The sequence below is a fragment of the Paenibacillus sp. N119s genome (assembly GCF_059447605.1).
The window spans coordinates 1-8,679 of the sequence record NZ_JCAJRU010000213.1 but is presented as its reverse complement, the minus strand read 5'-3'; the positions used below and the strand labels follow the sequence as shown (position 1 = coordinate 8,679).

General features: G+C 46.3%; 10 protein-coding genes. All 10 read left to right on the top strand.

Going from position 1 to position 8,679, the window contains the following annotated elements; translation table 11 throughout:
* Nucleotides 1–412: DnaJ C-terminal domain-containing protein (locus tag AC5V8P_RS20200; protein ID WP_495473807.1), on the top strand; the 412-nt coding region annotated here is incomplete at its 5' end.
* A 151-nt stretch (nucleotides 413–563) separates the two neighbouring features.
* Nucleotides 564–2,219, top strand: a complete 1,656-nt coding sequence (gene dcuS / locus AC5V8P_RS20195) for a DcuS/MalK family sensor histidine kinase (RefSeq protein WP_081276745.1) — start codon at nucleotides 564–566, stop codon at nucleotides 2,217–2,219.
* The gene (dcuR, locus tag AC5V8P_RS20190; RefSeq protein ID WP_064796015.1) at nucleotides 2,212–2,919 is read left to right on the top strand and encodes a two-component system response regulator DcuR; all 708 of its coding nucleotides are present in this window, start codon (nucleotides 2,212–2,214) and stop codon (nucleotides 2,917–2,919) included. The genes dcuS and dcuR overlap by 8 nt, the downstream gene beginning before the upstream one ends.
* Nucleotides 2,920–3,039: 120 nt before the next feature.
* Nucleotides 3,040–4,386 (top strand): 2-hydroxycarboxylate transporter family protein, encoded by a 1,347-nt coding sequence (locus AC5V8P_RS20185; RefSeq protein WP_064796016.1) that lies wholly within the window; start codon nucleotides 3,040–3,042, stop codon nucleotides 4,384–4,386.
* Between the two features lie 61 nt (nucleotides 4,387–4,447).
* The gene (locus tag AC5V8P_RS20180) at nucleotides 4,448–5,644 is read left to right on the top strand and encodes an NAD(P)-dependent malic enzyme (protein WP_064796017.1); all 1,197 of its coding nucleotides are present in this window, start codon (nucleotides 4,448–4,450) and stop codon (nucleotides 5,642–5,644) included.
* A 182-nt stretch (nucleotides 5,645–5,826) separates the two neighbouring features.
* On the top strand, nucleotides 5,827–6,201 hold the full coding sequence (locus tag AC5V8P_RS20175) for a hypothetical protein (RefSeq protein WP_063210074.1): 375 nt from the start codon (nucleotides 5,827–5,829) through the stop codon (nucleotides 6,199–6,201).
* Between the two features lie 24 nt (nucleotides 6,202–6,225).
* A complete protein-coding gene (locus tag AC5V8P_RS20170) occupies nucleotides 6,226–6,411 on the top strand; it encodes a YfhD family protein (protein WP_063210075.1) in 186 nt (61 codons plus the stop codon).
* Between the two features lie 191 nt (nucleotides 6,412–6,602).
* Nucleotides 6,603–7,568 (top strand): 50S ribosomal protein L11 methyltransferase, encoded by a 966-nt coding sequence (gene prmA, locus AC5V8P_RS20165; RefSeq protein ID WP_064796018.1) that lies wholly within the window; start codon nucleotides 6,603–6,605, stop codon nucleotides 7,566–7,568.
* Nucleotides 7,569–7,570: 2 nt separating this feature from the next.
* Nucleotides 7,571–8,263 carry a site-2 protease family protein gene (locus AC5V8P_RS20160; RefSeq protein WP_063210077.1) on the top strand — a complete coding sequence of 231 codons (693 nt, stop codon included), beginning with the start codon at nucleotides 7,571–7,573 and terminating at the stop codon, nucleotides 8,261–8,263.
* A gap of 157 nt (nucleotides 8,264–8,420) precedes the next feature.
* Nucleotides 8,421–8,679: RsmE family RNA methyltransferase (locus tag AC5V8P_RS20155; protein ID WP_495473806.1), on the top strand; the 259-nt coding region annotated here is incomplete at its 3' end.

The following is an 8,679-nucleotide window of genomic DNA, read 5'->3' as shown; positions in this document are numbered from 1 at the left end:
CGGGGTCAACGGAGGACCGGCAGGTGACTTGTACGTCGTATTCCGCGTGAAGTCGCACGACTTCTTTGAGCGTGAGGGAGACGATATCTACTGTGAAATTCCGCTGACGTTCTCTCAGGCAGCCTTGGGAGATGAAGTAGAGATCCCAACGTTGACCGAGAAAGTGAAGCTGAAAGTTCCAGCAGGCACACAAACAGGCACTTATTTCCGTCTTAAAGGAAAGGGTGTGCCAAAACTGCGCGGCGTAGGTCAAGGTGACCAGCATATTAAGGTAGTTGTGGTAACGCCTAGCAAGCTGAGTGAGGAACAGAAGGAATTGCTGCGTCAGTTCTCTTCGCTTAGTGGAGAGCAGACACATGAGAATGAGCAGTCCTTTTTTGACCGTGTGAAGCGCGCCTTCCGAGGCGACTAAGCAAAGTCGAAATCGCGGATCTTCAACCATGAATCCGAGGGGACTATTCCGCAGTGCGGGATAGTTCCCCTTTTTTGTATTTACGTAAACACATACATAACCATTTTTGTATAAGCAGTTGAACTATGAGCTTCTAGCAAGTAGAAAAGGGGTGAGTTTCATCAAAAAAATACGGACAAGACTGCGTCGTGGCAAGCCGCTATTAAAGCTTAGAGGTCTAATAACGCTGCTAGTTTGTTTGGTTATGGCGCTTGTGCTTTTGCCCGTAACCCTGTTATTTGCAGAGAGAGTTGAGCATGAAACGGAGAAGGGGCTTGAGGAAAAGGCAATGTCCATTGCGCGTACCCTCGCTCATACACCGCTTATTATTGAGCAATTGCAACAGACCTATTATTCTCCTGCCATGCAGGAATATGTGAAGAAGGTTTCATCGGCGAATCATGTCCAATTTGTCGTGGTCATGGATATGAAGGGAATTCGTAGAACACACCCGGATGCTAGGAAGATCGGCAAAGCCTTTGTTGGAGGAGACGAGTATACTGCCCTTCATGGTCAGGAGAGCGTGTCCGTTGCAAAGGGGACACTGGGCATGTCCATGCGGGCTTTTTCCCCCATATACAGTGTAACGGGAAAGCAGGTAGGGGCGATTGTCGTCGGTATATCCATGCAAGATGTGCAGAGAGCCCAGGAAGGCAACACGCGTCTTATTGCTATCGCCATTGGTATCGGGATGTTGATTGGCACAGGAGGAGCTGTTGTGCTGGCTCGAAAAATCAAAAATATGCTGGTCGGTCTGGAACCACCGGAAATCGCACGTTTGCTGGAGGAACGCAGCGCGATGTTGCAGTCCATCAAGGAAGGAGTCATCGCGGTGGATGAAGGCGGTCGTATCATGCTGATGAATGCAGAAGCAATCCGTCTACTCAGGCAAGCGGGGATTGAAGATTTTTCATTCTCTGGACAGGAAATTACGGTGTATTTATCTGCTTTCCGATTGCAGGAGGTGTTGGAAGCAAGCACTCCACGGATGGATGAGGAAATGGAGCTGGGTGGGATCACTTTGCTGACGACCAGTGTTCCGATCCGGGTCAAGGGAGCCATTGTCGGAGCCATTGTTACCTTTCGGGATAAGACGGAAATGAACCAGCTTGCGGAACGTTTGACAGGAGTTTCTCTGTACACAGAAGCACTACGTGCGCAGGCTCACGAATTTATGAACAAGCTGCATGTCATAATGGGCATGGTACACTTGCGAATGTATGATAAACTGGAGCACTATATTATGGATGCCGTCGAGCATCATCAAGTAGAGATCGGTACCATTACCCGGCAGCTTAGGGATCCAGTTATGGCGGGGTTTGTGTTAGGAAAATTAAGTCGGGCCAGAGAGGCAGGGGTAAGTTTTGAACTGACTCCGGGGAGTCACTTGCCTGAATCCAGTCAAACCCAAACGACACATGAACTGATTACTATTCTTGGCAATCTGTTTGATAATGCGGTGGAGGCGATGGAATCTCTGGAGCCTAAGCGGATTACCCTTTCACTTTATTATGAGGAAAACCGGCAGAATGGCTGTCTGACCTGTATCATGTGCGACAATGGTCCGGGTATACCTGAGGGCCTTAGGGAGACTATTTTTGAAAAAGGTTTTTCGACCAAGGGAGAGTCGCGAGGGATGGGGCTTTATCTGGTGGCACAAAGTGTAAAGAGGCTACAAGGAAGTGTTAAGTTGATCCCTGTCGAGCAAGGGTGCTGTTTTCAGATTACAATTCCATACAGTATAGCGGGGAATGATAAACATGATTAATGTCCTAATTGTAGAAGATGATCCGATGGTTGCGGAATTCAATCGCAAATATATGGAGCAGGTAGAGGGCTTTCAATGTGGTGGCTGGGCTTCTTCGGTGGAAGAGGCTAAGAAATATATAGCTGAACAAGCGATTGATCTGATATTGCTGGACGTGTATATGCAAGAAAGCAATGGCCTCGATTTACTGTCATTCATACGGGAGGCTGGAGTAAATGTGGATGTTATTGTCATCTCAGCTGCAAGTGACATGAGCAGTATCAAAAAAGCGATGAACTTCGGCGCGGTGGATTATTTGATCAAGCCTTTCCACTTTAACCGTTTTCTAGAGGCCCTGACCGGGTACCGAGAGCACATTAGTATTGTGCGTGAGCGCAGTCTACTGTCACAGGAAGAGCTGGACCGACTGATTTATCACAAAAGCATCACTAAAGACTTGACACGGTTGCCCAAGGGGATAACGAAATCCACGCTGGCTATGATATGGAATTGTATCCAGCAGCATCATAAAACTCTATTTTCCACCGAGGATATTGCGGAGAGTGCAGGGATCTCCAGAGTATCTATGCGCAAGTATCTGGCTTTTATGACAGAGATTGAAGTACTCTCTATGGAAACCATCTATGGTACTATTGGACGTCCTGTTTACCAGTACCAGGTGTTGCCGCAGGCAGAAGGAATCATGAATAGTTATATTTAAACCTCCTTCTGATTACTATAGTTACAAAAGTTAGTTCTTAGTTTTAAAACCAAATAAAGCGTTTTCCATGGTGTAGAATGGGAACATGATCATCATTCTTCACTTTATGGAGGGAGATTTATGGAAAATGCTACAAACCAGCCTGTCATTCAAAAGGAGCAAAGATGGAGTAAAAATACTTTAGATGGGTTTAGGATGCTGGGCAGGGTAAAGGTGGGAGTTATTCCTCTTCCGCTGTATATTGTGATCGCGTTGATTGTTTATGCGGCAGCAATTACAGAAAGACTTCCGAACGATCTGTTGGGCGGGTTTGCCGTCATCATGATTTTAGGTATACTGCTCAGTGATCTGGGGGCCAAACTTCCCTTACTCAAACATATAGGCGGGCCAGCCATTCTATCCCTTATGGTTCCATCGTTAATGGTATTTTGGAATATGTTCAGTCCATCTGCCATGGGAGCTGTGCATACGCTTATGAAAACCTCAAATTTTCTTTATTTCTACATCGCATGTCTCGTAACAGGAAGCATTCTTGGTATGGATCGCAAAATGCTGCTGAATGGAATTGTCAAAATTTTTGCCCCCATTATTATAGGGTCTATTGCTGCGGTTGCCGTTGGGATGGTGGTGGGTATGGCTTTTGGCTATAGTGCTTATCACACATTTTTTTTCATCATCATTCCGATTATTTCCGGTGGAATTGGAGAAGGCATTTTACCGTTGTCCATTTCATATGGAATGGTACTGGGCAAGGATTCTGCGGTATTCGTATCCCAGTTTATCCCGGCTGCAATTATCGGTAACATAGTTGCAATCATAGGTGCAGGTGTCTTGAAAAGATTGGCGGAGAAAAAACCAAATACTTCAGGTAACGGGAAGTTGTTGAAACTGGAGAAAGAAGAAGGTAAGTTGGCTCCAGTAGACTTGGGACAATCTGTTTCTTTTCCGTTAATGGGAGGAGGTCTGCTGTTGGCCTGTACTTTCTTTATTGTGGGTAAGCTGCTAGAGCCATATCTCCATATTCCAGGGCCGATTCTCATGATTCTGGCGGCGGCATTAATTAAGTGTATTCAGATCATGCCGAACTCATTGGAGCAGGGAGCTTTTCATTTATACAAATGTATCACGGCTAGTCTAACGTGGCCCCTGATGGTAGGGCTAGGTATTTTGTATGTGCCGTTAGATAGTGTAGTAGGAATTTTGACGGTTCCGTATGCGATCACTTGCGCATCTGTAGTGGTTGCATTGATTTTTACTGGATATTTCACCGGAAAATGGATTAACATGTATCCTGTAGAAGCTGCTTTGGTGACCAGTTGTCGCGGCGGATTAGGGGGCACAGGCGATGTAGCCATTTTGTCTGCATCCAATCGGATGGAGCTGATGCCTTTTGCCCAAATTGCAACACGGATTGGAGGAGCAGGCACGGTCATTTTAGCCACCTTGTTACTCCAATTTTGGAGCTAATGAGTTTCAACCTAGATATAACAGTCTAATTAAATAAACTTATGAGAGGACGGAGAGGAACATGAGCAGTTTAACAGATGAAATCAGAGAATTACACGAAGGTGGCAAAATGGAGACCTTACCCAAGAAACGAATTGAAACAATGGAGGGGTTGTCCAAAGTTTACACACCAGGTGTGGCCCAAATTTGCATGGAAATTGCCAATGACCCAGAAAAAGCGTTCCAATTAACAATCAAAAAAAATACAGTAGCGGTCGTTTCAGATGGGACAGCGGTCCTTGGATTAGGGGATATCGGACCAGAGGCTGCTATGCCTGTGATGGAAGGTAAAGCGGTGCTGTTCAAACAGTTTGCAGGTGTCGACGCATTCCCCATCTGTCTCAATACAAAGGACCCAGATGAGATTGTTCAAATTGTCAAAATGATCGCTCCAGCATTTGGCGGCATTAATTTGGAGGATATATCTTCGCCACGCTGTTTTGAGATCGAGAGACGGTTAAAGCAGGAACTCGACATTCCAGTATTTCATGACGATCAGCATGGGACAGCAGTCGTTGTATTAGCGGGTCTGGTCAATGCACTAAAGGTATGCGGCAAAAAAATGGAAGATATCAAAGTAGTATTTGCCGGTATCGGTGCGGCGGGTATGGCCTGCTCGCGTATGCTGCTCAAGGCAGGGGTGCGCAATCTGATTGGCGTTGATCGGCAAGGAGCCATTCACCGTGGTGTAGAATACAGCAACCCGCATTGGACAGAATTTGCGAACATGACTAACCCGCATAATTTAAGTGGAAGCTTATCCGAGGTGATTGTGGGAGCTGATGTGTTCATCGGTGTGTCGGGTCCAGATATACTGACTGTGGAAGACATACAGAGCATGGCAACTGATCCTATAGTGTTCGCTATGGCGAATCCGAAGCCAGAAATTGATCCGACCGTAGCCTTACCTTATGTGCGTGTGCTTGCTACCGGCCGCTCCGATTTTCCTAACCAGATTAATAACGTGCTGTGCTTCCCGGGAATTTTCCGGGGTGCTCTGGATTGCCATGCCAAGACGATTAACGAGGAGATGAAACTGGCTGCCGGGCTTGCCATCGCTGATGCCATTTGCCCTGAGGAGCTAAGTGAAACTTATATCATACCGGATGTTTTTAATCCGAAGGTGGTTCAAAAGGTACGGGATGCTGTTATTCGCGCAGCCTGGGAGACAGGAGTAGCCAAGTCAGGTGAAGCCACAGCTGCTAATTTACATCTATAAAAGTTATATTCTTCACAAACTTTAATTCACAGTCTTGCCCTGCTGTTCTCGATAACGCCTGTATCCGTTTAGCCTTTCGTGGAGAATATAAATTCTTGCCAATGAGCAGGCTATAACAAAGCGTAATGATCCATGTTCTCAAACAAGCGTTGCGCTCAATTACTACACAGGGGGATTTTGGAATGGGCGAAAAAAATATTTTGGCGTATTTCAAAAGTCCTGAGGAAGCACAGGGAGCCGCGAGAAAACTGGAAGCTCTCCGGGTAACGGATATGTCGATAGATCGTTTTAGCCGGTATCCGCGGCAGTCTACGGGCAACGCCGGACTGCCTGTATTTTCGGGACAGATTAACAGCTTGTCTTCACTAACGCAGGGAGTAGAATTTACAGATCGCAGTCCGGCGATACTGGCTGCGGCTGATCCTGTTGCCAGTGGCATGAGTGACGGAGGACAGGGTGGACCTACGGGCCGCGATATTTTATTGACTGCTGTGGTGGATGAGTCCATTCATCACCAGGCCATGTCCATCGTAGAACAAGCGGGTGGAATGCTGTGAAAAGTTTGGAAGGAGCAGTGACCGATGCCTAGAAACAAAAGGTTCGATAAAGTGCTGACCAAAACCGAGAAAATCAAACGCATGCAATCTGCTAAAAACGAAGATGTTGAGTTCTCGGCAGAGCTGGCAGATGCAGAGGATCTGGAAGCGATTCGGCGTAGTGAAGTTGCTGACCGCCGTCAGCAGCGTATTATAAACGACAGCGAGTAGAATACAATAAGGCGGGAATCCCAGCTATTCAGATGATTTGTGGGATGGCCCGTCTTATTTGTTTTTTCTCAAGCAATTCCAAGACGAGCTGGAGAAATCGGAACAGGAAGATTATCAGCTTTTTTGAACTCCTATGTGAGTATATAGTACAATGTAATGTATGCATGTGAAATGAGGAGGAAATGTAAACCATGTTGTGGAATGAAATTACAATACATACAAGCGAGGAAGCTGTCGAAATGATTTCGAATTTTCTGCACGAAGCAGGTGCAGGAGGGGTATCCATTGAAGAATCCGGTTCACTGAACAAGCCGCGGGATACGTCTTATGGACAATGGTACGATCGCCCTTTGAACGATATACCTGAAGGACAAGCGGTCATCAAAGGCTATTTTGCTGAAGAAGTGGACATGGACGGTGTGCGCGCACAAATTGAGCCGCGAGTGGAACAACTGAGAACATTTGATATTGACCCTGGAGAGGTTCGTTATGAGCTGAAAACGGTCAATGAAGATGACTGGGCTAATGCCTGGAAACAGTATTTCAAGCCATTACGTGTATCGGATCATTTGACCATCAAACCGACTTGGGAAGAGTATGAACCTGCGAGTGAGGATGAAAAAATCATTGAGCTCGACCCGGGTATGGCCTTTGGCACTGGAACACATCCGACAACATCCCTTTGCCTGAGAACACTGGAATCCGTGATCCAGGGTGGAGAAGAAGTCATTGATGTCGGTACGGGCTCCGGTATCTTGGCCATTGGAGCGATAAAGCTGGGAGCAAAGCATGTACTTGCCTTGGATCTTGATCCGGTGGCGGTATCCAGTGCGCATGAAAATACGCGTTTGAACGGGCTGGAGGAACGCATCACCATCAAAGAAAGCGATTTGCTCTCCGTGCTCAATGCAAGCGATCCAACGCTGGGAATTCAACTGCCAGTCAAGCTAGTGGTAGCTAATATTTTGGCTGAGATCATTTTGCTGTTCATTGATGATGTATATAATGCCCTGCAGCCAGGTGGTATTTATATTGCTTCTGGGATTTGGAAAAACAAAGAAGAGGCAGTTGAAACCGCGCTGAAGGCAGCTGGCTTTGAAATTGCCGAAATCCACCGAGATGAAGATTGGCTGGCGTTTGTGGCGAGAAAGAGGTAAGCATGGATTTTTTACAAAGTATTTTTCGTGTAAATTTAAATGTCCTTCCATTTTATTTGCTGGCTGTGATTATATCGTTTACGGTGCATGAATTTGCGCATGCGTATTATGCCAATAAATTTGGCGATCCTACGGCCAAGCTGCTTGGACGGGTGACTTTAAATCCGGCAGTTCATATTGATCTGCTGGGTACACTGTTACTGCTGATCGGTGGCTTTGGCTGGGCCAAGCCAGTTCCGGTGAATCGTGACAATTTTAGCCGTCCGCGCCTGATGGGCATTATTGTATCGGCTGCTGGCCCGCTGAGCAACTTGCTGCTTGCATTTGTGACGACCCTGATCTATGCTATGCTCCTTCATTTTCAAGTATTGCCAGGAATGGAGAACCAGCGGGTGGCGCAGGCAATCTATTTGTTTATCAATGCGTTGATCAATTTGAACCTGTTTTTGTTTATCTTTAATTTGATCCCACTGCCTCCACTTGACGGCTATCGGATTGTGGAGGATGTGGCTCCTACTCGTGTGCGCCGCAAGCTTCAGCAGTTTGAGCAATGGTCAATCTTTATTTTCCTGCTTATACTAGTAATTCCACCGGTACGAGCTATAACGATTGAACCTCTTTACACGCTGGCTCAGATGATTTATATACAATTTTTGCAGTTTTCTTTTTACATTACCGGATTGTTCGGAGCCTAAGGGCTCCTTTTTTTATGAGAATGGGTATAACGTGAATGGAAGAGGGAACAGACTGGTCATACAGGCGCAAAAGATGATATGATGGTGCTTGGTGATTTATTCGGAATTTGTACGGAACGTTAGTAATATTAGTTATTTTTAGAATAGGTGTGAGAGAATGCAGCGTTATTTTATTCCGGCAGAGCAATTTCTAGAAGATCACGTTATTGTTACGGGTGAGGATGCACGGCATATTGCCAAAGTCATGCGCGGCCGTAGTGGTGACAAAATTATAGTCAGTGACGGGGGATCCAGGGAAGCGCTGGCTGCATTGGATACAATTGAGCAGGATCATGTGAAAGCGACGATCATCGAGCCACTGGAGATGACCTCTGAACCGTATGTTCAGATCACCATTGCGCAGAGTCTTCCTAAAG